Genomic DNA, 22,810 nt, shown 5'->3' on the forward strand with positions numbered 1-22,810 from the left:
GTCGGAACCGGCCCGGGGAGCGGTGGTCCGCAGCGCGGGCTTCGCCGCTCCCCGGGCCGTCTCCTTGCCCCGGGGCCCGTCCGCTCCGGCGCGTCAGGCCGGCGGCACCCTGCGGAACCGCCCCGCCACCCGCAGCTCGGACTCGATGCGCCCCGCCGTCTCCCACAGCTTCGGCAGGACGTCCGTCACACAGTCGGCCACCGTCCGCCGGGCGGCGTGCATGGCCACGTTCACCGCGGCCACCACCCGGCCCGTACGGTCCCGTACCGGGACGGCGATGGCGCGCAGGCCGGCCTCCAGCTCCTCGTCGACCAGGGCGTAACCCTGCGCTGCGACCTCCCGCAGGGCGCCGGGCGCGGACGGCGGCCCGGCCAGCAGGACGCGGCCGAGCGCCGTCTCGTACGCCGGGAGCCGGGTGCCGACGGGGACGTGGGCGCTCAGCACGCGGCTCGTGACCGCGCGGGCCGTGTACTGGATCTCCTCGCCCGAGTCCGACAGGACGGCGAGCGAGGCCGACTCGTGGACGCGGTCGGCGAGGGCGGTCAGGTGGGGCTGGGCGATCTGCGGGAGGGAGACGCGGGAGAGGGGCGGGAAGCCCAGGGACAGCACCCGGGGGGTGAGGGTGAAGGCGCGGCCGGGGGCGGGCGCCACCAGGCCCGCGTGCTCGTGGGTGATCAGGGCCCGGCGGACCGTCGCCCGGGGCAGGCCCGTCGCCTTCGCCACCTCCGTGAGGGTCAGTGCCGGGCGGCCTTCGCCGAAGGCCGTCAGTACCGTCAGGCCGCGCGCCAGGGATTCGACGAACTCCCTGCCCAGCTCCTGTTTCGACGCGCCCGTCCAGGTGGCCAGGCCGGCGCGGGGCGGTCCCGGTTCGGCCGGCGGGGCGGCCCGCAGGTCGTCCTCCATCGCGCCGACCACCGAGCGGAGGCGGGGCAGCAGGGCCGTGTGCAGGTCCTGTGCGGTGTGGCGGCTGGTGTGGCTCACCACGCTCGCCACGCACGCCACCCGGCCGGTGCCGGGATCCCGTACCGGGACCGAGACCGCCACCAGTCCCGGTTCGATCAGCTGGTCGTCCAGGGCCCAGCCGTCGGCCGCCGCCCGGGCCGTACGGTGCTCGAAGTCCTCGTCCCAAGCGGCGTGTTCGCGCGGTGGTACGGCGGGGAAGGCCCGGTCCTGCGGGTCCGCCGACCGGCGCTCGCGCCAGCGCTTCCAGCCGGCCGGCGTCCACTCCGCGGCGAACAGCGGGCCGGGCGCGGTGCGCTCGGCGGGCAGCAGGTCGCCGATGCGGAAGCTCAGGGACATCGCGCGGCGGCGGGTGGCCTGGTGGATGAACCGGATGCCGTCCCGGTCGCCGACCGCGAGGGAGACCGACTCGTCCAGTTCGTCGGCCAGGGCGTCGGCGCGGGCGGAGAGGAGGTCGGGGAGACGGAGGGCGGCGAGGTAGGCGTTGCCGAGTTCCGTCAGGCGGGGGGCGAGGGTCACGTCGCGGCCGTCCAGGCGGACGTATCCCATGCGGGCGAGGGTCGCGGTGATCCGGTCGACCGTGGAGCGGGCCAGGCCGGTGGCCTTCTCCAGTGAGCTGAGGCTGAGGGTGCCGTCGTCGGCCTCGGTCAGCCGCCGCAGTACGGCGATCCCGCGCAGCAGCGGCGTCACCGCCTCGGCCGGGACGCCCGCGTCCCGTGCGCCCGGTGTCGGGCCCTCGGTGCCCGGTGCGGCGGCGGGCCCGTCGTGGGCGGCGTCGTGCGTGGTGTTGGCGGGCATCGGCTCTCCGGTACGGCGGTCGCGGCAGGCCTACCGTAATGCCGCCGCGGGGCGGGTCCGGCCGTCACCCGCGGGTGACCCGTACCTGGTGATCGCCCTTCAGGTCCGCCCCGGACACCGCGATCGTGATGCCCCGGCGCGGGTCCTTGAAGGTCTCGCCCGGGGTGAAGGCGGCGTCCGAGAGTTCGGCGTGGACGTTCGGGCTGCGGGTGCAGCCGCCGCTGTCCCGGCGGGAGTCGTAGACCGTCACCGGGCCCATTCCGGTGTCCACGTCCGCGTCGACCTTGTAGATCAGCACGCCCGGCCGGCACACCGTCTCGTCGTTGCCCTCGCGGGTGCGCAGTTCGACGGCGTAGCCGGACTTTCCGTCCAGCGGCACGACCACCAGCTTGTCGTCGCCCTTGCGGGCCAGCGGCGTCAGCGTGTACTCGGTCGTTCCGGGCGCCGAGGCGCAGTGCACCTGGGAGGGGTCGAGCCAGCCCAGTTTCCACTTGTGCCAGCCGAGGAGGTCGTTGTTGGCGCCCCAGTCCTCGCTCATGATGTCCCAGTGGCCGACGGCTCCTCCGCCTTCCTGGGTGTAGAGGTCCGGGAGGCCGAAGACGTGGCCGTTCTCGTGGGGCAGGACGCGGTAGCCCGTCTCGCCGTAGGAGCCGGAGCCGTCGTCCTGGCGGGAGTAGACGAAGGACGCGTTGGCCACCGGGACGCCGTCGGCGACCGGGGCCTCGGCGTTGCCGGCGAAGGTGACGGACAGGACCGTGTCCAGGGCCGAAGGGCCCGCGTTCGGCGTGACCAGCACGTTCAGGAGGTCGTACGACCGGAAGTCGACCTTCGCGTCGGCCGCCGCCACCAGGTCCTGGACCAGGTTCCGGTAGCCGGGGTCGAAGGGCGCGCCGCGCTCTATGCCGTACTCGGCGAACGACTTCGGCATGCGCAGCCAGTCCCGGACCGGGGTCTCGGGGCGGTAGTCGAGGCGGCCGTAGGAGCTGGTGCGGAACCATTCCTCGGTCTGCGGGAAGAACTCCGCGTAACGGTCGAGCGCCTTGCCCTCGCCGGGCGCGTCCGAGAAGTCGATCATCAGGGTGAGGGCGCGTACGGTGCCGGTCGAGCGGGCGTAGCCGGCGGCGGTCGGGACGCCCTCGGACATCTGGATCTCGGAGCCGCCGCTGATCATGCAGGGGCCGTGCGCGGAGGAACGGGAGAGGCCCGCCGGGCCGGGGCCCGCCGCCGTGGTGCTCGGCGCGAGCCGGCCGGTGCCGGCCGAGGTGCTGACCGCGAGGGTCACGACGGTGACGGTCGCGAGCGCGGCCAGCCGACGCGGGCGTATCCGACGGCGCGGTGGCTGCGCCTGCGGCTGCGGCTGCGGCTGCATGCAGACCTCCCGGACCACGGCAGCCGCCGGACACCGGCTGCACCCTTGCGATCACCCTGTGCCGAGGGGTGTGCGGGCGCGCGCTGGAGGAGCCGATCGTGGGTTTCTCGCCGGTAGCCGCCGACCGGGGGACGGCGGCCCGCGGGCGCGCGGTGCATGTGACGCAGGTCACGGCGAATCTCTTCCGGTCCGGGAAATAACCGGGGATCGTTTCCCCGTTTAGCCCTGTGTCCGAGCGAAACGGGGATTCCCTCCCCGGATCGCCAGCCAAGTCATCCGAGGAGTACACCGTGCAGACCGCGACCCCCGAGCAGCGCAAGGCGGCCCGGCCCCGCGCCGACGCTCTGCGCAATCGGGAGCGGATCGTCGCCGCCGCCCGGGAGATGTTCGTCGAACACGGGCCTGACGTGCCGCTCGACGACATCGCCCGCCGGGCCGGCGTCGGCAACGCCACGGTGTACCGCAACTTCCCCGACCGTGACGCCCTCGTCCGCGAGGTCGTCTGCTCGGTCATGGACCGTACGGCACGGGCGGCCGAGGTCGCTCTGGCGGAGACCGGCGACGCCTTCGAGGCGCTGGAGCGCTTCGTGCACGTCTCCGCCGACGAGCGGATCAGTGCCCTGTGCCCCATGGTGTCCAGCACGTTCGACCAGCACCACCCCGACCTGGAAGCGGCGCGCGAACGGGTCGAGCGGCTCGTCGCCGAGGTCATGGACCGGGCGAAGGCGGCCGGTCAGCTCCGTACCGACGTGGGCGTGGGCGATCTGATGATCGCCGCGGCCCAGCTGAGCCGGCCCCCGGCCGGTACGGGGTGTCTGAGCGCCGACCGGTTCGTCCACCGCCATCTGCAACTGCTCCTGGACGGGCTGCGAGCTCCCGCCCGCGCCGGCCTGCCGGGCTCGGCCGTGACCCTGGAGGATCTGCGCCGGCCCTGCGACCAGTAGTTCCACGAAGACTCACGCACCGTTCGACCCGAGAACCAGAAGACCAGCCCACCGTCTGACCGGAGGACGGCGGCTCCCGTAGCCGTCGCCCCGGCCCGGTCGTCCCTTTACTCACCTTTTTTCCGTCACGAAGTCCCGAAGTGGGTATCCCCATGTCTCAAACAGCCGTCAAGGCCTCCGGCGTCACCGACGCCCCGGACGCCGGCCGCTGGAAAGCGCTCGTCTTCATCGCGCTCGCCCAGCTGATGGTCGTCCTCGACGCCACCATCGTGAACATCGCCCTGCCCTCCGCGCAGCAGGACCTCGGCATCTCCGACGGCAACCGGCAGTGGGTCGTCACGGCCTACGCCCTCGCCTTCGGCGGCCTGCTGCTCTTCGGCGGCCGGATAGCCGACCTGTGGGGCCGCAAGCGCACCTTCGTCCTCGGCCTGGGCGGCTTCGCCGTCGCTTCCGCGCTCGGCGGCGCGGCCACCAACGAGGCGATGATGTTCGGCTCCCGCGCCCTCCAGGGCGTGTTCGGCGCACTGCTCGCGCCCGCCGCGCTCTCCCTGCTCGCCGTGATGTTCACGGACGCCAAGGAGCGTGCCAAGGCCTTCGGCATCTACGGTGCGATCGCCGGTGGCGGCGGCGCCGTGGGTCTGATCCTCGGCGGTTTCCTCACCGAGTACCTGAACTGGCGCTGGACGTTCTTCGTCAACATCCCGTTCGCGATCGTCGCCGCGGCCGGCGCGTACCTCGTCATCCGCGAGCCGCAGGGCAGCCGCAACCGCTCGCCGCTCGACATCCCCGGCGTGATCCTTTCCACCCTCGGCCTGGTCGCGCTCGTCTACGGCTTCACCCGTGCCGAGTCGGAGGGCTGGAGCGACGCGGTGACGGTCGGCATGTTCGTCGGTTCCGCCGTGCTGCTGCTGGCCTTCGTGCTGGTCGAGTCGAGGGTCAAGGCCCCGCTGCTGCCGCTGCGCGTGATCACCGAGCGCAACCGGGGCGGGATCTACCTCTCGCTGGGTCTGGCGATCATCGCGATGTTCGGCCTGTTCCTCTTCCTGACCTACTACCTGCAGATCGTGCAGAACTACTCGCCGGTGAAGACCGGCTTCGCCTTCCTGCCGATGATCGCGGGCATGATCACGGGCTCCACGCAGATCGGCACCCGCCTGATGACCCGGGTCGCGCCCCGGCTGCTGATGGGCCCCGGCTTCCTGGTCGCCGCCGTCGGCATGCTGCTGCTGACCCAGCTGGAGCTCGACACCTCCTACGCCGCCGTGCTGCTGCCCGGCATGCTCCTGCTCGGCCTCGGCATGGGTACGGCGTTCATGCCGGCCATGTCCCTGGCCACCATGGGCGTGGAGCCGCGTGACTCCGGTGTCGCCTCCGCGATGGTCAACACCTCGCAGCAGGTGGGCGGCGCGATCGGTACGGCGCTGCTGAACACCATCGCCGCCTCCGCCACCACGTCCTACATCGCCGACAACATCGGCGGCGCGGCCACCCGGTCCCAGCAGCAGCTGGTCCAGCTGGAGGGCCAGGTGCAGGGCTACACCAGCGCGATCTGGTTCGCCGTCGGCATCCTGGTCGTGGCGGCCGTGATCGCCCTGACCTTCGTCAACGCCGGCCGCCCGGGCGGCACCGCCGTCACGGGTTCCGGCTCGGGCGACGCGGCCGAGGACGACCTGCGGGTGCCGGTCGTCGCCCACTGACGACGCCGGACGCGGTACCCCTCGGGCCCCCTGTTCCATCCGTGCGCGGGGGGAGGGGACGCCCCTCGCGCACGGTTCCCAGGACCTGCCCCGGCCGCGCGCTCAGCGCAGCCAGGGCAGGTCCGCCCCCGCTTCGCGCGGCTGAAGTCCCTCGGCGACGATTCGCATGATCTCGCCGAGGGACTTCTGCTGTTCGGGGGTGAGCCGGTCGAAGACCGCCTGGCGCACGGCGTTCACGTGGCCCGGCGCGGTCCGGCTCAGCACCTCGTATCCCTCGTCCGTGAGGATCGCGAACTGGCCGCGCTTGTCGGAGGGGCAGTCCTCGCGGCGCACCCAGCCGTTCTTCTCCAGGCGGGCGATCGCGTGCGAGAGGCGCGAGCGGGTGATCTTCGCGTACCGGGCCAGCTCCGTCATCCGCAGCCGCCGCCGCGGTGACTCGGCGAGCTTGACCAGCAGGCCGTAGTAGACGTGCGGCATGCCGGCGTCGCGCTGGAGCTGGCGGTCGAGGTGGTCCTCGAGGAGGGTGGCGGCCTCGATGTAGGAGCGCCAGACGTGCTGCTCCTCGGCGCTGAGCCAGCGGGGGTCGTCGGCGGGGGCCGGGATGGGTGCCGTGTTCATGTATCCATCGTACGGAACCATTTCTTGAAACTTAAACAAAATAGATGTAGGTTCACGCGAAAGAGAGATTGAGAGTTCAAGTATCGGAGTCGCCCTCATGTCCGCCACCACCCGGGAGCGCATGCCCGCCCTCTACCTCAGTCATGGCGCCCCACCCCTCGCCGACGACCCCGTCTGGCCCGGCGAGCTCTCCGCGTGGGCCGCCGCCCTGCCGCGCCCCAGGGCGATCCTCGTCGTCTCCGCCCACTGGGAGGAGGCCCCGCTCGCCCTCGGCGCCACCCGGACCGTCCCCCTGGTCCACGACTTCTGGGGCTTCCCCGAGCGCTACTACCAGGTGCGCTACGAGGCCCCCGGCGCCCCCGGGCTCGCCGAGTCCGTGCGCAAGCTGCTGCGCGCCCCCGGTGCACCGGTGCGGGACGTCCCCGACCGCGGCCTCGACCACGGCGCGTACGTGCCGCTGGTGGAGATGTATCCCGGCGCCGACATCCCGGTCCTCCAGGTCTCCATGCCGACCCTCGACCCGGCGGGGCTCATGGAGACCGGCCGCCGGCTCGCGCCATTGCGCGACGAGGGTGTGCTGATCATCGGCTCCGGCTTCTTCACCCACAACCTGGCCGCGCTGCGGCAGGGCGGCATCCCCGCCTGGTCCGCCGAGTTCGACGACTGGGGGCGGCGCGCGCTGGAGGCCGGTGACGTGGACGGGCTGCTCGACTTCGCCCGCAAGTCCCCGGCGGGGCGGCTCGCCCACCCGCGCACCGAGCACTTCGCCCCGCTGTTCGTGACGATGGGGGCGGCGGACGCGGCCGGCGAACTGGACCTGCGGGAATCCGTGATCGACGGATTCTGGATGGGGCTGGCCAAGCGGTCGGTGCAGTTCGGCTGAGCGCCCCTCCCCGCAGGGGTTACAGCGGCTTCTCGTACCAGGCCACGTCCCAGTACCGGCCGAACTTGCGGCCCACCTCGCGGTACGTCCCGACGTACCGGAAGCCGAAGCGCTCGTGCAGCCGGGCGGAGGCGGCGTTCGGCTGTGCGATGCCCGCGTAGGCGCGGTGCAGGTCCTCGCCCGCCAGGGCCTCGAAGAGCGACGCGTACAGCAGCGTGCCGATGCCGCGGCCCGCGGCCCGGGGGGCGACGTAGACGGTGGTCTCCACCGACGTCCCGTAGGCGGGCTTCGCGCGATAAGGGCTGGATGTGGCGTACCCCAGAATCTCCTGTGAGTCCGCGTCCGTGGCAACCCTCAGCCGGTGCGGACCGTCTTCAGGGTGGGAGAGCAGCCAAGGGCGGCGCTCTTCCGGGGTGAAGGGGTCGGTGTCGAACGTGATGGGCGTCTCACGTACGTAGTGGTTGTAGAGGTCGGTGAGGGCCTCGAGGTCACCCTCGTCTCCCGGCCTGACCTGGACCTCTGTACGCCCCGACGCCATCGTGCCTCCTCGTGTGGCGGCACAGGGTACTGCATGATCAGAAAAATCGGGGGTCGGGTTGGGAATTCTGTCCGGATTCCAGTCGTTGTTTCCATCGGATGCAGGGCACCCGAGGAGAGTCCCGGGAGGGACCGGAGGCCGGATCCGGGACCGAGGAACCGGAGCCGGCCGACGACAACCCCACACGGTGCCCGACGTCCACCGGATCACCCGCTGAACCACCATCGCAAGGGAGCACGCATGGCAACCCGTGCCGTCGCCCGTCGTAAGTCCGCCACCGGCGAGACGGCCGACGCGGCAACCAGCGTCCGCGCCAACGGCGGCGAGCTCGCCGACCGCGATCTGGTCGGCATGTACCTCGACGAGATCGCACGGACACCGCTGCTCGACGCCGCCAAGGAGGTCGAGCTGTCCCAGACCATCGAGGCGGGTGTGTTCGCGCGGCAGGTCCTCGAAGGGTACGAGGAGACCGGGGCCGACGCCACCCGGGAGGAGCTCGAGGCCCTGATCGAGGAGGGCGAGCGGGCCAAGGACGTCTTCATCCGTTCCAACCTCCGTCTGGTGGTCGCGGTCGCCCGCCGCTACCCCCGCAGCGGTCTGCCCCTCCTCGACCTGATCCAGGAGGGCAACGCCGGCCTGGTCCGCGCGGTCGAGAAGTTCGACTACCGCAAGGGCTTCAAGTTCTCGACGTACGCGACCTGGTGGATCCGTCAGGCCATCACCCGGTCGATCGCCGACCAGTCGCGCACCATCCGGCTGCCCGTCCACCTGGTGGAGGAGCTGGGCCGGATCCGGCGCGTGCAGCGCGAGTTCAACCGCGAGCACGGCCGCGAGCCGGAGCCCGCCGAGATCGCCGCCGAGCTCGGCTCGACACCGGAGCGCGTCACCGACGTGCTCGACTGGGCCCGCGACCCCGTCTCGCTGAACATGTCGGTGGACGACGAGGGCGAGACCCAGTTCGGCGACCTGCTGGAGGACACCTCCGCGGTGTCGCCCGAGCAGTCGGTGCTGACACTGCTGCGCAGCGAGGAGCTCGACGACCTCATCGGCCGCCTCGACCCGCGCACGGCCTCCATCATCAAGATGCGGTACGGCATCGACGACGGCCGCGAGCGTACGCTGACCGAGGTCGGCAAGGAGCACGGGCTCACGCGCGAGCGGATCCGGCAGATCGAGAAGCACGCGCTGCTGGAACTGAAGAAGCTGGCCCGCGACACCGGCTTCGAGGCGGCGGCGTAAGCGGTCGCGGGACAGCGGGTGGCCGGCCCGGCCGGCGTGGCCGAGTCGCCACCGGCCCGGCAGCCGTGATGCGGGGGCGTGACGTGACACGTGGGGCGTACGCCGGTGGCCGAACCCCGCGCAAACATGGCCGTACAACGCTGCTTCAACCGGCGTGAGCCGGGAAAAAGAACACCGGGCCCAGCAGTTCGGCCCCAACCGATCAGGAGGCGGGCGGGCACCTGCCCTCAAGCGGGCCTTCCGCCCCTTTCGACCACGTCCCGACGCACTCCCCCCGGCGCCGGGACTTTCCCGAGCCGGGCTCGGCGCCTCTCCCCCCGGGGCGTCGCAGCCCGGCTCCCTCCGTGGGCTTCCGCGGACGAGCGCGTACCGGCCACGCGGCGGGACCGGACCGGGGAGCACACGACCGGACGGGACCGGGGAGCAGACCGGGGAGCACACGACCGGACCGGAGAGGCGGGGCACCCCGAACCTGAACCCCGGGGTGGCCCGCCGAATGGCAGATTCTGCCACAGCGGCATAGCCTGCCAAAGTGAGCAGCACCACCCCAGCACCGTCGGCGGTCCCCGCGCCCGGGCCGGCGCCCGTCTCCCTGACCGAGCGGCGCAAGGCCGAGACCCGGATGGAGATCGCCCGCGCGGCGGCCCGCCTCTTCGTCGGCCAGGGCCTGCGGGCCACCCGCGCCGAGGACATCGCCCGGGCCGCGGGCATCGCCCCGCGCACCTTCTACCGCTACTTCGCGACCAAGGAGGAGGCCGTCGCCCCGCTCTACGCCCTGGGCGCCGAGCGCTGGGCGCAGGCGGTGCGCGCGGCCCCGGCCGAACTGTCCCCGCCCGAGGCCCTGGAGTACGCAGTACGGCACACGCTGACGCCGGGTGCCGGGGTGTCGGCACCCTCCTGGGAGTGGGCCCGCACGCTCATCCGCCTGGCCGAGACCAGTCCGGCGCTGCGGAAGGTGTGGGCCGAGGTCTGCCAGACGGCGGAGCGGGGCCTCGTGGAGGTGCTGGCCGCGCGGATGGCACGGGGGGACGACAACGTTGCCGCGCGGCTGCGGGCCTCTCCCGGGCTGCACTTCGCGGCGGCCGTGGCGGGTGCCGCGGTGCGGGTGGCGGTGGAGCACTGGGCGGCCTTTGCCGGGGACCGCTCGTCCGAGGGCGCCCCGGCCGAGCCGGCGCGCAGCCCTCTGGAGTTGGCGTTGCGCAATCTCGCGGTGCTGCGGAAGGTCGCCTGGGACGGTGGCGAGGACGGCGAGGCCGGCGAGGAGGGTCCCGCGGGGTAGCGGCGGGGCACGTTCCGGTGCCGCCGTCCGCCGTCCGCCGGGGTCGGGGCCGGGCGGGTGTCGGGGATCGGTGGGTGTGGATGTGGGTGTGGGTGTGGGTGGGCGGTGGGTGGTCGGTCACGTGTCCGCTGCCGCCCTCACCAGCCTCGCCCCCAACCCCCGTACGCACTCCACCAGTTCCGCGGGCTCCCGTACCCGGAAGTCCACCCCCAGCATCGCGAGACGTACCGCCATCCACTCCACCGCGTCGGACACGGTCGCCCGCAGGACGCACGAGGCGCCGCCGTCCGCGGCCTCCGGCGTTCCGAGCCACTGCGGCAGCCGCGCCGCGACGACCTCGGCCGGCGCGTCGAAGGCGACCACGATCTCGTACGAGTCGCCGCGCCGCTGCATCGAGCGCCGCAGGTACTCCGCGGCGCTTCCGGTGGGCAGCTCCCTGGGCGTGAACCGCGCGCCCGTGGCGAACGGTTCGCTCACCCGGTCGACCCGGAAGGTCCGCCAGTCGTCCCGGTCGAGGTCGTAGGCGACCAGGTACCAGCGGCGGCCCGTCGACACCAACCGGTACGGCTCCGTCACGCGTCGGGACTCGGTGCCGTCCCCCGCGCGGTAGGCGAACCGCAGCCGCTCCCGCCCGGCGACCGTGGAGGCCATGACGGTGAGGGTCTCGGGCGCGATGCTCGGGCCGTCCCCGCTGGTCAGCGGTGTCGTCGCGGCCTGGAGGGTGGCGACGCGGTGGCGGAGGCGGCCCGGCAGTACCTGCTCCAGCTTGGCCAGCGCCCGTACCGACGCCTCGTCCACGCCCTCGACCGCGTGACCGGCGCCGGCGCGCAGCCCGACCGCGATGGCCACCGCCTCCTCGTCGTCGAGGACGAGCGGCGGCATCGCCTTGCCGGCCACCAGCCGGTAGCCGCCGTCGGCGCCCATGGTCGCCTGCACGGGATAGCCCAGCTCGCGCAGCCGGTCGATGTCCCGCCGGACCGTGCGGCGGGAGACGCCGAGCCGGTCGGCGAGCTCGCCGCCGGGCCATTCGCGGGGCGTCTGGAGGAGGGAGAGGAGCGTCAGGAGCCGGGCCGGGGTGTCCGTCGTCATGAGTTCGAGGATGCCGCATATCTAGGACACGAACTGTCCTAGAGGGGTCATAGCTTTCCTTCCATGACCTCCACGCACACCCCCGAACGCCCTGCACCGGATCAGCCCGCCGCGGGTGACCGCCGTCGCTGGTTCGCCCTCGCGATCGTGATGACCGCGGCCTTCATGGACCTGGTCGACGTCACCATCGTCAACATCGCGATCCCGTCGATCCGGCAGGACGAGGGCGCCTCCTTCAGCCAGATCCAGTGGATCACCGCCGGTTACGCCCTCGCCTTCGCCGCCGGCCTGATCACCGGCGGGCGGCTCGGCGACATCCACGGCCGCAAGCGGGTCTTCCTGGTCGGTATCGGCGGCTTCACCGTCGCGTCCGCGCTGTGCGGCCTCGCCGTGAACCCGGAGATGCTGGTCGCCTCCCGCATCCTCCAGGGCGCCATGGCGGCGCTGATGGTGCCGCAGGTGCTGTCGATCGTGCACGCGACCTTCCCGGCGCACGAACGCGGCAAGGTCTTCGGGCTGTTCGGCGCGATCGTCGGTCTGGGGGCCGTCTCCGGTCCGCTGCTGGGCGCCCTGCTCACCGAGTGGAACCTCTTCGGGCTGGAATGGCGGCCGATCTTCCTCATCAACCTGCCGGTCGGCATCGCGGGACTCGTGCTCGGCAGCCGCTTCATCACGGAGTCCAAGGCGCCGCGCGCGCTCAGGCTGGACCTGGTCGGGGTCGTCCTGGTCACCCTCGGTCTGCTGATGCTGGTCTACCCGCTCACCCGGGGCCGTGAGCTGGACTGGCCGCTGTGGGGATATCTGTCGATGGCCGGCTCGGTCGTCGTCCTCGCGGTGCTGGTGGCGTACGAGCGGCGGAAGGCCGTGCGGGACGGTTCGCCGCTGGTGGAGCTGTCGCTGTTCAAGGTGAAGAGCTTCGCGGCGGGCATCGCCGTGCAGACCGTCTTCGGGGTCGCGCTCGGCATCTTCTTCCTGGTCTGGACGCTGTACATGCAGGAAGGGCTCGGCTGGAGCCCGCTGCGGGCCGGGCTGACCGGCGTGCCGTTCTCGATCGCCGTCTCCGTGGCGGCCGGGGTGTCGGTGCAGAAGCTGGTACCGCGCTTCGGGCGCAAGGTGCTCCAGGCGGGCGCGCTGGTGATGGCGGCCGGAGTGCTGCTCTACGTCTGGGAGGCCGAGCGGTACGGACTCGGCATCACGTCCTGGCAGATGGCGCTGCCGCTCGTGGTCATGGGCGCCGGCATGGGTCTGATAGTCGCCCCGCTGACGGACGCGGTGCTGTCCCAGGTGCCGCGCGAGCACGCCGGGGCGGCGTCCGGGCTCATCAACACCGTGCAGCAGATGGGCAACGCGCTGGGGCTGGGGCTGGTCTCGGTGGTCTTCTTCGGCACGATGAGCGACCACCTGGCCCCGTCCCGGATCGGTCCCGCCTACGCGGACGGATTCCAGAACGCGCTGGGCTGGGTGGCCGGGGTGCTGGGCGTCATCTTCCTGCTGATGTTCGCGCTCCCCAAGCGGCCCACCCAGCACGTCGAAGGGGCCCGGGAAGAGGAGGAGGCGGAGGGGAAGGAGCCCGCGCTGGTCTGAGACCGCCGCGCTTCACGAGGAGGCGGGGGCGGGGGGGACACCACCCCCAACCCACCCCCCCCCCCCCCCCCCCCCCCCCTACCCCCCCCCCCCCCCCCCCCCCCCCCCCCCCCCCCCCCCCCCCCCCCGCCTCCTCGTACCCCGGTCCGCGGGTCCGTCCAGGCCCCGCTCCGGGACCCGGTCCATGAGTCCCACCCGTCGCGATGCCCGTTCATGTCTGTTTGAGTCCGAGCGCTTCCGATTCCCTGTTTACAATCCGGAATACCGGGCGTAACCTCCGAGTGAAACCACAGGTTCGGGCACAGGTCGGAGGCGAACGGTCATGTACGCACCGGAGCGACAGCAGGAGATCCTCCGGCTCGCCCGGGACGGCGGCCGGGTGGACGTGGTGTCGCTGGCCGAGGAGTTCCAGGTGACGGCGGAGACGATCCGCCGCGACCTCAAGGCGCTGGACCGCGCGGGTCTGCTCCGCCGGGTGCACGGCGGCGCGATCCCCGCCGGCCGGCTGGACTTCGAGCCGGACCTCGCTGAGCGCGAGTCCACGGCGGCGGACGAGAAGGACCGCATCGCCAAGGCGGCCCTGGCGGAACTGCCGACCGAGGGCACGATGATCCTCGACGCCGGTTCCACGGTGGCCCTGCTGGCCGCCGCGATTCCGCCGGAGAGCTCGCTCACCGTCGTCACCCACAGTCTGCCCATCGCGGCCCGCCTCGCCGACCACCCCGGCATCCAGCTCCACCTGGTCGGCGGGCGCGTGCGGCACCGGACGCGTGCCGCCGTGGACGCCTGGGCACTGCGCGCGTACGGCGAGATCCGCGCCGACGTGGTGCTGGTGGCCGCCAACGGCTTCTCCGCCGAGTACGGACTGACCACCCCCGACCTCGCCGAGGCCGCGGTCAAACGGGCCGCCGTCGCCGCCGCCCGCCGCGTGGTGCTGCTCGCCGACTCCTCCAAGCACGGCCAGGAGCACTTCGCCCGCTTCGGCACCCTGAGCGACGTGGACCTGCTGATCACCGACAGCGGGATGAGCCCCGAAGACGCCACCGCCATCGAGCGCGCCGGCACGGAAGTAGTACGCGCATGATCCTCACCGTCACCCCGAACCCGTCGCTGGACCGCACCTACGAGGTCCCCTCCCTCGACCGCGGGGAGGTCGTCCGCGCCACGGGCGAGCGCGTGGACCCGGGCGGCAAGGGCGTGAACGTCTCACGCGCGGTGACGGCGGCCGGCCGGCGCACCGTCGCGGTGCTGCCGCTCGGCGGCCCGTCCGGCGCGCTCGTCACCGAACTGCTCGACGCCCAGGGCATCGAGGTCGCGCCGGTGCCGATCGCCGGAGTCACCCGCGCCAACATCGCGCTCGCCGAGGCCGACGGCGTCCTGACGAAGATCAACGCTCCGGGCCCCGAACTGTCGGCGGCCGAACGCGAGCTGCTCCTGGAGAGCGTACGGCGCCAGTCGCCCGGTGCGGACTGGATCGCCTGCTGCGGCAGCCTGCCCCTCGGACTCGCCCCCTCCTGGTACGCGGACCTGGTCGCCCGGGCGCACGCCGCCGGGGTCCGCATCGCCCTGGACACCTCCGGGCCCGCCCTGCTCCAGGCGCTGCGCGAGGGGCCCGACGTGGTCAAGCCGAACGCCGAGGAGCTGGCGGAGGCAGTCGGACGCCCCCTGGTCACCGTCGGCGACGCCGTGAAGGCCGCCGAGGAGCTGCGGGAGCTGGGCGCCCGGGCCGTGCTCGCCAGCCTGGGCGCCGACGGACAGCTGCTCGTGGACGACGCGGGCACCTGGTTCGGCAGCGCCCGCGTGGACGCCGTACGCAGCAATGTCGGCGCCGGTGACGCCTCCCTGGCCGGTTTCCTCGTCGCCGGGGGAGCAGGGCCCGGAGCCCTCGCCTCCGCCGTCGCGCACGGCGCCGCCGCCGTCCAGCTGCCGGGCAGTGTGATGCCGACACCGGCCGACCTGGACCCGGGCGCGGTGACGGTCACGGCGGAGGTGCCGGTGGACCGTGCGCTGAGGGAGCCGGCGTCATGAACTCCTCCCCGCGGCTTCCCGTCTCCCCCTCCGGGCGCCTTTCCGGCCCGGCCTCCGGGCGCCTTCCGGGCTTCGCCTTCAGCCGCCTCCCCGGCGTCTCCTCCGGCTCTCTCCCCGGAGCCGCCCTCAGCCCCCACCGCAGTGCCCCCGTCCCCCTCCCCGCCCCCGCCCACCACCCCACGTTCCGGGCGATACGCGAGCTAAGGAGCCCGCGATGAGCGACATGATCACCGCGGATCTGGTCGACCTCGACCTGTCCGCCCACACCAAGGAAGCGGCGGCACGCGCCCTCGCCGAGCGGATGGTGGCCCAGGGCCGGGTGACCGACCTGGAGGGCTTCCTCGCCGACGTGGCCGCCCGTGAGGCACAGATGCCGACCGGCCTCGACGGCGGCATCGGCATCCCGCACTGCCGCAGCGAGCACGTCACCGAGCCGACGCTCGCCTTCGGGCGCAGCGCGGACGGCATCGACTTCGGGGCGGCGGACGGCCCGGCCGACCTGGTCTTCCTGATCGCCGCGCCGGCGGGCGCCGACGACGCCCACCTGACGATCCTCTCCTCACTCGCCCGGCAGCTGATGAACGCCGAGTTCACCACCGCGCTGCGGTCGGTGGGCGACGCGGACGCCGCCGCGGCGCTGATCCGCGGGGAGGCGCCGGCCGGTGCCGAAGACGCCTCGGCGGGTGCGCCGGAGGACGCCTCCGAGGGCGCGACCCGAGGCGACCGGGACTCCGTGGCGGCCTCGGCGGCGGCCTCCGCCGAGACCGCCACGGTCAGCACCGACGCCGCGGAAGAGCCGGGGACGCCCGGCCGGTCCGGTCAGCCGGTCCGGTCCGGCCGGTCCGGGACGCCCGAGCAGCCGGAGCGCCCCTTCCGTATCGTCGCCGTCACCTCCTGCCCCACCGGCATCGCGCACACCTACATGGCGGCCGAGTCGCTGGAGAACGCGGGCCGTGAGTCCGGCGTCGAGGTCGTCGTCGAGACGCAGGGCTCGGCCGGATTCACCCGGCTCGACCCGGCGGTGATCGAGGCGGCGGACGGCGTGATCTTCGCCCACGACGTGCCCGTGCGCGACAAGGACCGCTTCGCCGGGAAGCCCACCGTCGACACCGGCGTCAAGGCGGCCATCAACCGGCCCGCCGAGCTGATCGGCGAGGTCCGCGGCAAGGCGGCCCGCGGCGAGGTCACCGCGGCCGGTCCCGCCGGGGCGACGCCCGTCGAACGCGGCGGCGGGCCCGGCGAGGGATACGGGACGAAGCTGCGCGTCTGGCTGATGTCCGGCGTCAGTTACATGGTCCCGTTCGTCGCCGCGGGCGGTCTGCTGATCGCCCTGGGCTTCGCCATCGGCGGCTACGAGATCAACGAGGCGCCGTCGGTGATGGACCACTTCGTGTGGTCCCAGGCGGACAGCTGGGCGGCGCTGCTGTTCCAGATCGGCGGCGTGGCCTTCGCCTTCCTCGTCCCCGTGCTGGCCGGCTACATCGCCTACGGCATGGCCGACCGCCCCGGCCTGGTCCCCGGGTTCGTCGGCGGCTCGATCGCGCTGACCATCAACGCCGGGTTCCTCGGCGGCCTGGCGGCCGGTCTGATCGCCGGTGCCGTGGTGATGTCGATCCAGCGGATACGCATCCCGGCGGCGTTGCGCGGCATCATGCCCGTGGTGGTGATCCCGCTGATCTCCTCGGCGGTCGTCGGGTTCCTGATGTTCGTGGTGATCGGCAAGCCCATCGCGTCCGCGCAGAAGGCGATGACCGACTGGCTGAGCGACCTGTCCGGTGCCAACGCGGTCCTGCTCGGCGCCCTGCTCGGCCTGATGATGTGCTTCGACCTGGGCGGCCCGGTCAACAAGGTCGCCTACGCCTTCGCCACCGCCGGCATCGCGGTCTCCGACCCCAGTGACTCGGCGATGAAGATCATGGCGGCGGTCATGGCGGCCGGCATGGTCCCGCCGCTGGCGATGGCCCTGGCAACGACCGTACGGAGCAAGCTGTTCAACGCCGCCGAGCGCGAGAACGGCAAGGCCGCCTGGGTGCTGGGTGCCTCCTTCATCTCCGAGGGCGCGATTCCGTTCGCCGCGGCCGACCCGCTGCGGGTCATCCCGTCCTCGATGGTGGGCGGCGCGGTCACCGGCGCCCTGTCGATGGCCTTCGGCGCCACGCTGCGCGCTCCGCACGGCGGCATCTTCGTGGTCCCGCTGATCGGCAACCCGCTGCTCTACCTGGTCGCCATCGCGGCGGGCGTCTGCGTCACCACGGCCCTGGTGATCGTCCTCAAGGGCCTGCGCAAGCCGACGCCGGGAGCCGTGGCCCAGGGTCCCGGCGGCGCGGACCCGTCGGCCTCGACGCCGGGGGCGAAGCAGCCGGTGGCCGCGTAAGGGGCGGTCCTCGTCGGTGATTCACCGGGCCGGGTTCCGCGAGGAGCCCGGCCCGCCGGCGTCCGCACCGCCTCTCCGGGGAGCTCCGCTGGAAGTCCCACTGGGAGGGCCGCTGGAAAACTCACCGACTCACCGACTCACCGGAAAGCCCGCTGGAAAGCCCACCGGAAAGCCCGCTGGAAAGCCCGCTGGGAGACGCGCCGGAGAACCGCGGGGAGACGCGCTAGGAGACCTGCGCCGCGCGCCTTTCCATCGCCCGGCGGGCGGCGTCCTCGCTCTCGTACACCTCGCACATGTGCCGTCCGTCGGGCGTGGCCGTGTGCTCGACCTCCCAGAGGGAGAGCTCCGCGCCGTCACGCAGCAGGAACGCGTGCTCGTAGAGCGAGAAGCCGATCCGGGCGCGGCCCGTGCGGCCGGGGCCGCCGAAGGCCTGGGTGATCCGGTGCGCGGACGCCGTCGTCAGCAGGGCGGCGAGGTCGGCGCCGGGCCGGTCCGGGTTCTCCGCGCGGCGCAGCAGCCGGCGGGCGTGGTCCGCGGACGCGTCGGGCACGTAGGCGTGCCGCGGGGCGGGGGCCGGGGAGAGCTGCACCTGAACGGGCAGTTCGAATTCGGGTGTGTCCTGCGGCAGTGCCAGCCGGGCGGTCGCGGTACGCAACTCCTCCTCGTCGACGTACACCTCGTGCTGCGGTTCACTGCCCGGAGCCGTGTTGTGGACGAGCTCCCAGAGCGTGACCGCCGAGCCGTCGGCGAGCAGCCAGGTGTGCCGGTACGTCTCGCGGTGCAGCCCCGCGCTGTGGTGCGCGGAGTGCAGTGAACCGTCGTGCGCCAGCGCGCAGTCCAGCTGCCGTATCGTCTCGTCGGGCAGCTCGAACGAGTTCAAAGCGCGACCCAGCAGTCGCATGAGGTGCTCCTCCGGAGACTCGGGCGACTCGGGTGGTTCGTACGCTGCCGTCTCGTACGGAACGCTCAAGGTTTCTCCCGGCGTTGCTGCATGTCACCTTGTGGGTGCATACCGTAGCCCCTCGGTCGGACATCATGTCCGGGAACCGAGAAAACGTATGCACGAAAAACGCGCGGGTCGCGCCAGAAATTCCCGCGCGACCCGACGGCCCGTCAAAATCCGCTGCTCAGCGGGACGATCGGCCGATCAGGCGGCGCTTTGGGCGGCCCATCGGCTCCAGGCCGTGTTCCAGCCGTTGAGTCCGTTGACGGCCGCCCGCTCCGCCCCGCTCCGCCCCGCTCCGCCCCGTTCGGGACGGACGGCCCTCCGGGACCCGTCAGCCGGCTGCGGAGGGCCGTCCGTAGAGCTCCTCGTACGACGGCCACGCCCCGCCCGGGCCGTCCACCGGCTCGGCGGACCGGACGGCTCGCACGATCGCGCGCGTCACCACGTCCGCGCCTGCCGCCAGCACCTCGTTCAACGCGAGCGGATCTCCCGTGCGGAGCGGTCGCTCGCCGGTCGCCAGGGTGAACACCGTGTCCCCGTCGCTGAGCAGGTGCACCGGCCGCACGGCACGCGCGATGCCGTCGTGCGCCGTGCCGGCCAGCTTCTGCGCCTGGGCCTTGGACAGGTCCGCGTCGGTGGCCACCACGGCGAGTGTGGTGTTCAGCGGTGGCGACGCGTTCCTCGCCGCCACCTCGGCGAGACGCCGCCCCGCCGCCTCGTGGACGTCCGGCGCCGGATACTCCACCCGTCCGCCCCGGAACAACTCCCCGTACAGCACCCCCGTTTCCGGATCCGTCACCGACCCCACCGCGTTGGCCACCACCAGCGCCGCCACCGTGATCCCCGAGTCCAGCAGGGTGCTCGCGGTGCCGATCCCGCCCTTCAGCGCGCCGACCACGGCTCCCGTACCGGCCCCGACACAGCCCTCGGCCACCGTCGCGCCCGGCGCGCTCGCGTGGGCCGCCTCGGCCGCCGCCCGTCCGGTGGCCGCGTCCGGCCTGGCCCGGAAGTCGCCCCCGCGCCCCAGGTCGAAGACACAGGCCGCGGGCACCACCGGCACGACGTGCGCCGGATCCGGGCCGACGCGCACCCCGCGACCCAGCTCCTCCAGCCAGGCCATCACCCCGGACGCCGCGTCGAGCCCGTACGCGCTGCCGCCGGTCAGCACCACCGCCTGGACCTGCTGCACCAGGTTGCGCGGATCGAGCGCGTCCGTCTCCTTGGTGCCGGGGCCGCCGCCGCGCACGTCCACGGCGGCGACCGCCCCGCCCTCCGGCGCCAGCACCACCGTCGTGCCCGTGAGCCACCCGTCGCCGGTACGCGTCGCATGCCCCACGAGTACACCGGCGACGTCCGTCAATGCGTCAACTGTCATGGCGCCAGTCTCGTCCAGGCAGCCGCGCCTGTGACGGCACAGGACGTCCACGGGTCAAGCAACCGCGTCCGGCGACGCGCGAGGCGACCGCGTCAGGGGCCGGACGCGGCCGGTCCCCGCACGGGCGCGGCATGCCGCGCGCTGAGCGCCACCCCGACGGCGACGGCCAGCGCCAGGACGATTCCCGCCACGAGTACCGCCAGGCCACCGACGAAGGTGCAGCAGAGCACCAGCAGCGCGGCCGTCGGCAGCACCGACTGCTCCGCGAAACCCACCTTGAAGTGCCGCGCGTGCAGGGCCCACACCGTGAGCAGGAACAGTGCCGTGGGCAGGGTCACCGCGGCGGACGCCGCCAGCGTCGAGATGTGCGCCTTGCCCACCGTCTGCTCCACCGCCACCTCCAGGCCCGCCCCGATCGCGGCCGCCGAGGCGAACACCAGGTAGTGCCCGTAGCCCCACAGGAACGCCTGCCTGTTGGAGCGCAGATGGCTGTGGGCGGGCACCACGAAGTAGATCCACCACGCGGCGAAGACGATCAGCACCCCGCCGGCCGCGATCGGCAGCAGCTCGCCCAGCGCGTCGTGCTCGTCGATGCCCGACTTCACCGCGACCGTGGCCGCCGCGATGCTCTCGCCGAGCACGATGATCGTGAACAGTCCGTACCGCTCGGCGATGTGGTGCGGATGCCAGGACGACGGATTCCTCCGCTCCGCGAACGCCGGCACGCACAGCTCCAGCACCACCATCACCAGGAACAACCAACCCTGGCCGCCCTCCGGCAGCAACAGCAGCCCCAGCCAGCCGACCTGGCAGACCAGCACGCCACCGGCGTAGGCGAGGGCCATGGCACGCTCCGGGGGCGCGGCGGAACGGGCCGCCCTCAGCCACTGCGCCGACATCGCCACCCGCATGATCACGTAGCCGAGGACCACGGCGGTCCAGTCGTGGTCCTCGACGGCCCGCGAGACCCCGGCCGCGAGGACCAGCACACCGGCGATCTGCACCAGGGTGACGATCCGGTAGAGCACGTCGTCGTTGTCGTACGCCGAGGCGAACCAGGTGAAGTTCATCCACGCCCACCAGACGGCGAAGAAGACCATGGCGTAGTCGAGGACGCCTTCGCCGGCGTGGCCCTCGGCGACCGAGTGCACCAGCTGGACGCCCGCCTGGGCGACGGCGACGACGAAGCACAGATCGAAGAAGAGCTCCAGCGGCGTGGCGCCACGGTGTGCCTCGTGCCGGCTGCGGGCCGTCAGCCGGCGCACCGGGGACCGGGCGCCCGGCCGGCCGGAGGACGCGCGTGCGGGAGGCGGGCTGGACATCATGGCTCCCAGCACAGCAGAGACGGCGTGGACGCGCCCCCGGACGGCACCGTCCGCAGGGACCGAAGGGGAAGCGGAGCGCCCCCGCACGGGACGGGCCGTACCCTGGAGCCATGAGCACCACGCCCGACCCCGAGCCCCGCGCGCCCCGGCCGGCGCTGGTCTTCGACGACCCGCTGGACCAGCAGACCTCGGACGACACCGACCGGGGATGGGGCGAGCGGCCCGAGGGTGAGAGCGCGGCCGACCTGAAGCGCTTCCTCGACGAGAAGCCGCCCCACCACCTGTGAGCCGTGCGGGTACCCGCCTGCCGCAGGGCCGCTCCCACCGAGGGCGGTCCTACGGGCGGTCGTGACCCGAACCGCGCTGCGCGACCAGCGCGTCCCGGATCTCCTTGAGCACCTCCAGCTCGGAGACCTCGACGATCTCCTGCGTGCTCTCCCTCGCCTTGCGGCGGGCCTCCTGCCGGGCCAGGTACTTCGCCATGGGCAGGACCATCAGGAAGTAGACGACGGCCGCGGTGATGAGGAAGGTGAGGGTGGCGCCCAGCACCGAGCCCCAGAGGATCCGCACACCCGTGGCGGTGTCGCCGGTACCGGTGCACGGTCCCTTGAGGCAGGAGCTGTAGCTGTCCAGGCTCTGGGTGCCGAACGCGCCGATCAGGGGGTTGATGACTCCCTTCACCACCGAGTTGACGATGTTGGTGAAGGCGGCGCCGATGACCACCGCCACCGCCAGATCGATGACGTTTCCGCGCATCAGGAAGGCCTTGAAGCCCTGCCAGACGCTCGGCTCGTTCTTCTCGCTCACCTCGGGGGATCTCCTCGTGTGCACAGACCGCGGGAGACCGGGTCCCGCGCGGACAGGGTGTGGAACAAAACGCTCCGCAACCTACGTCAGCGTTGGGCCATCCTGTCCAATCAAGTCCCTCGGACGAGGGACTTGACGGGCTCAGCACAGCGTCACCGCCAGCCGAGACCGGGCGCTCGCGCCGACCAGCCGGTGCGCGGTGGCGCGCGGCACCGAGACCACGACCAGTGCCCCGTCCGCCGCCGTACCGCCCAGGGGCTCCGGCACCTCCGTCACCCGTACTCCGCGGGCGATCACGGAGGCGTCCCCCGAGCCGCCGTCCCCGGCCGCGACGACGTCGACCCGGTCGCCCGGCCCGAGCAGCCGCACCGTGGCAGCGTCGGCGATCCGCACCGGCGCCGCCACGAGTTGCGCGCCGTGCCGCCTGCCTGCCGTCTTCCGCTCCGTCCCCGGATCCCTGCCCGGCTCCGTCACCGGGTGCCCGCGTGCCCGCCGGGCGTCCTGTGCGCCGGCTCCCGGGAGCGGGCCCGCCGCCACCAGCGCGGCGGCGGTGACAGCGAGCCCGGCGGCCACGGCACGCCGCCGGTGGCGTACGAGCCGGTGCAGCTGCCGGCGTGCGCCCCTCACCCGGACCGGGGCGAAGTGCGGCACCTCGCACGTGGGCGGCGCGTCGGTACCGAGCGGGAGCGGGAGCGGGAGCGGGGAGGAAACGGAGGGACGGAACACGGTGACCACCACCTGGGACGAGGAGACGAGGGATCGGCCTGCGCTCCCACGATGAGGCTTCTCGCCGTCGCCCGCCGGAGCCCGTGTGTCACCGGCCGCTTGTGGAAAACTCCCTCACCCGAAGGTGCCGCCCCGGCACCCGGCCGGCGGCGCCCACTCAGATCCCGGCCGCCGCTTACTCCGGCCCCAGCCACCGGCCGGCTCATTCGCCCCCACGCCCCCACGCCCCCA

20 protein-coding genes are annotated in these 22,810 nt (G+C 73.0%); 10 read left to right on the forward strand and 10 right to left on the reverse strand.

The genetic code is table 11. The annotated features are described in order from the left end of the window. Positions 1-93 precede the first annotated feature (93 nt). Both ACZ4V1_RS19605 and ACZ4V1_RS19610 read right to left on the reverse strand, forming a co-directional pair. The gene (locus ACZ4V1_RS19605) at positions 94-1,758 is read right to left on the reverse strand and encodes an IclR family transcriptional regulator domain-containing protein (RefSeq protein WP_468337405.1); all 1,665 of its coding nucleotides are present in this window, start codon (positions 1,756-1,758) and stop codon (positions 94-96) included. Positions 1,759-1,822: 64 nt separating this feature from the next. Next, entirely contained in the window at positions 1,823-3,127 is a 1,305-nt protein-coding gene (locus ACZ4V1_RS19610; RefSeq protein WP_468337408.1) for a M6 family metalloprotease domain-containing protein, read from the reverse strand. Positions 3,128-3,417: 290 nt separating this feature from the next. Between ACZ4V1_RS19610 and ACZ4V1_RS19615 the strand changes: the two genes are divergently transcribed. Both ACZ4V1_RS19615 and ACZ4V1_RS19620 read left to right on the forward strand, forming a co-directional pair. Continuing rightward, positions 3,418-4,071 carry a TetR/AcrR family transcriptional regulator gene (locus ACZ4V1_RS19615; RefSeq protein WP_468337411.1) on the forward strand — a complete coding sequence of 218 codons (654 nt, stop codon included), beginning with the start codon at positions 3,418-3,420 and terminating at the stop codon, positions 4,069-4,071. 152 nt (positions 4,072-4,223) lie between these two features. Beyond that, positions 4,224-5,768 carry an MFS transporter gene (locus ACZ4V1_RS19620; RefSeq protein WP_468337414.1) on the forward strand — a complete coding sequence of 515 codons (1,545 nt, stop codon included), beginning with the start codon at positions 4,224-4,226 and terminating at the stop codon, positions 5,766-5,768. A gap of 102 nt (positions 5,769-5,870) precedes the next feature. On the opposite strand, the gene ACZ4V1_RS19625 is transcribed toward ACZ4V1_RS19620, so the two are convergent. Then, positions 5,871-6,386, reverse strand: coding sequence for a MarR family winged helix-turn-helix transcriptional regulator (locus ACZ4V1_RS19625; RefSeq protein ID WP_468337418.1), 516 nt, complete (start codon positions 6,384-6,386; stop codon positions 5,871-5,873). 121 nt (positions 6,387-6,507) lie between these two features. Here ACZ4V1_RS19625 and ACZ4V1_RS19630 point away from each other — a divergent pair, with 121 nt between their 5' ends. Further along, positions 6,508-7,269 carry a dioxygenase family protein gene (locus ACZ4V1_RS19630; RefSeq protein WP_468337918.1) on the forward strand — a complete coding sequence of 254 codons (762 nt, stop codon included), beginning with the start codon at positions 6,508-6,510 and terminating at the stop codon, positions 7,267-7,269. 19 nt (positions 7,270-7,288) lie between these two features. Here the strand turns inward: ACZ4V1_RS19630 and ACZ4V1_RS19635 are convergent, their stop codons facing one another. Next, entirely contained in the window at positions 7,289-7,807 is a 519-nt protein-coding gene (locus ACZ4V1_RS19635) for a GNAT family N-acetyltransferase (RefSeq protein ID WP_468337421.1), read from the reverse strand. A gap of 240 nt (positions 7,808-8,047) precedes the next feature. Here ACZ4V1_RS19635 and ACZ4V1_RS19640 point away from each other — a divergent pair, with 240 nt between their 5' ends. Then, on the forward strand, positions 8,048-9,046 hold the full coding sequence (locus tag ACZ4V1_RS19640; RefSeq protein ID WP_468337424.1) for a sigma-70 family RNA polymerase sigma factor: 999 nt from the start codon (positions 8,048-8,050) through the stop codon (positions 9,044-9,046). Between the two features lie 532 nt (positions 9,047-9,578). Then, complete coding sequence (locus ACZ4V1_RS19645; RefSeq protein ID WP_468337428.1) at positions 9,579-10,325, forward strand: TetR/AcrR family transcriptional regulator; 747 nt, start codon at positions 9,579-9,581, stop codon at positions 10,323-10,325. Between the two features lie 117 nt (positions 10,326-10,442). Here ACZ4V1_RS19645 and ACZ4V1_RS19650 read toward each other — a convergent pair whose 3' ends face one another. After that, positions 10,443-11,414, reverse strand: coding sequence for a helix-turn-helix transcriptional regulator (locus ACZ4V1_RS19650; RefSeq protein WP_468337431.1), 972 nt, complete (start codon positions 11,412-11,414; stop codon positions 10,443-10,445). Between the two features lie 63 nt (positions 11,415-11,477). Between ACZ4V1_RS19650 and ACZ4V1_RS19655 the strand changes: the two genes are divergently transcribed. The 4 genes from ACZ4V1_RS19655 (at position 11,478) to ACZ4V1_RS19670 (ending at position 17,400) form a co-directional block, all read left to right on the forward strand. Then, positions 11,478-12,998, forward strand: a complete 1,521-nt coding sequence (locus ACZ4V1_RS19655) for an MFS transporter (RefSeq protein WP_468337434.1) — start codon at positions 11,478-11,480, stop codon at positions 12,996-12,998. Positions 12,999-13,320: 322 nt separating this feature from the next. Then, on the forward strand, positions 13,321-14,082 hold the full coding sequence (locus tag ACZ4V1_RS19660) for a DeoR/GlpR family DNA-binding transcription regulator (protein ID WP_468337437.1): 762 nt from the start codon (positions 13,321-13,323) through the stop codon (positions 14,080-14,082). Then, entirely contained in the window at positions 14,079-15,026 is a 948-nt protein-coding gene (pfkB, locus tag ACZ4V1_RS19665; protein WP_468337440.1) for a 1-phosphofructokinase, read from the forward strand. Before ACZ4V1_RS19660 ends, pfkB begins: the two co-directional genes overlap by 4 nt. 214 nt (positions 15,027-15,240) lie before the next feature. After that, positions 15,241-17,400 carry a PTS fructose transporter subunit IIABC gene (locus ACZ4V1_RS19670; RefSeq protein WP_468337442.1) on the forward strand — a complete coding sequence of 720 codons (2,160 nt, stop codon included), beginning with the start codon at positions 15,241-15,243 and terminating at the stop codon, positions 17,398-17,400. Positions 17,401-17,623: 223 nt separating this feature from the next. Here the strand turns inward: ACZ4V1_RS19670 and ACZ4V1_RS19675 are convergent, their stop codons facing one another. The 3 genes from ACZ4V1_RS19675 to ACZ4V1_RS19685 all read right to left on the reverse strand — a co-directional run bounded on the left by ACZ4V1_RS19675 (position 17,624) and on the right by ACZ4V1_RS19685 (position 21,043). After that, entirely contained in the window at positions 17,624-18,370 is a 747-nt protein-coding gene (locus ACZ4V1_RS19675; RefSeq protein WP_468337446.1) for a DUF6227 family protein, read from the reverse strand. Positions 18,371-18,677: 307 nt separating this feature from the next. Continuing rightward, complete coding sequence (locus ACZ4V1_RS19680) at positions 18,678-19,721, reverse strand: P1 family peptidase (protein WP_468337449.1); 1,044 nt, start codon at positions 19,719-19,721, stop codon at positions 18,678-18,680. Between the two features lie 92 nt (positions 19,722-19,813). After that, positions 19,814-21,043: a low temperature requirement protein A gene (locus tag ACZ4V1_RS19685; RefSeq protein WP_468337452.1), complete on the reverse strand. Its 1,230-nt coding sequence runs from the start codon at positions 21,041-21,043 to the stop codon at positions 19,814-19,816. Positions 21,044-21,156: 113 nt separating this feature from the next. On the opposite strand from ACZ4V1_RS19685, the gene ACZ4V1_RS19690 reads away from it, so the two are divergent. Then, positions 21,157-21,333 (forward strand): hypothetical protein, encoded by a 177-nt coding sequence (locus tag ACZ4V1_RS19690; protein WP_468337455.1) that lies wholly within the window; start codon positions 21,157-21,159, stop codon positions 21,331-21,333. Between the two features lie 49 nt (positions 21,334-21,382). Here the strand turns inward: ACZ4V1_RS19690 and mscL are convergent, their stop codons facing one another. Next, complete coding sequence (mscL, locus tag ACZ4V1_RS19695; RefSeq protein WP_468337458.1) at positions 21,383-21,853, reverse strand: large conductance mechanosensitive channel protein MscL; 471 nt, start codon at positions 21,851-21,853, stop codon at positions 21,383-21,385. A 141-nt stretch (positions 21,854-21,994) separates the two neighbouring features. Next, complete coding sequence (locus tag ACZ4V1_RS19700; RefSeq protein WP_468337461.1) at positions 21,995-22,579, reverse strand: hypothetical protein; 585 nt, start codon at positions 22,577-22,579, stop codon at positions 21,995-21,997. Positions 22,580-22,810 lie beyond the last annotated feature (231 nt).

This window comes from Streptomyces sp. NPDC028991 (assembly GCF_055564775.1).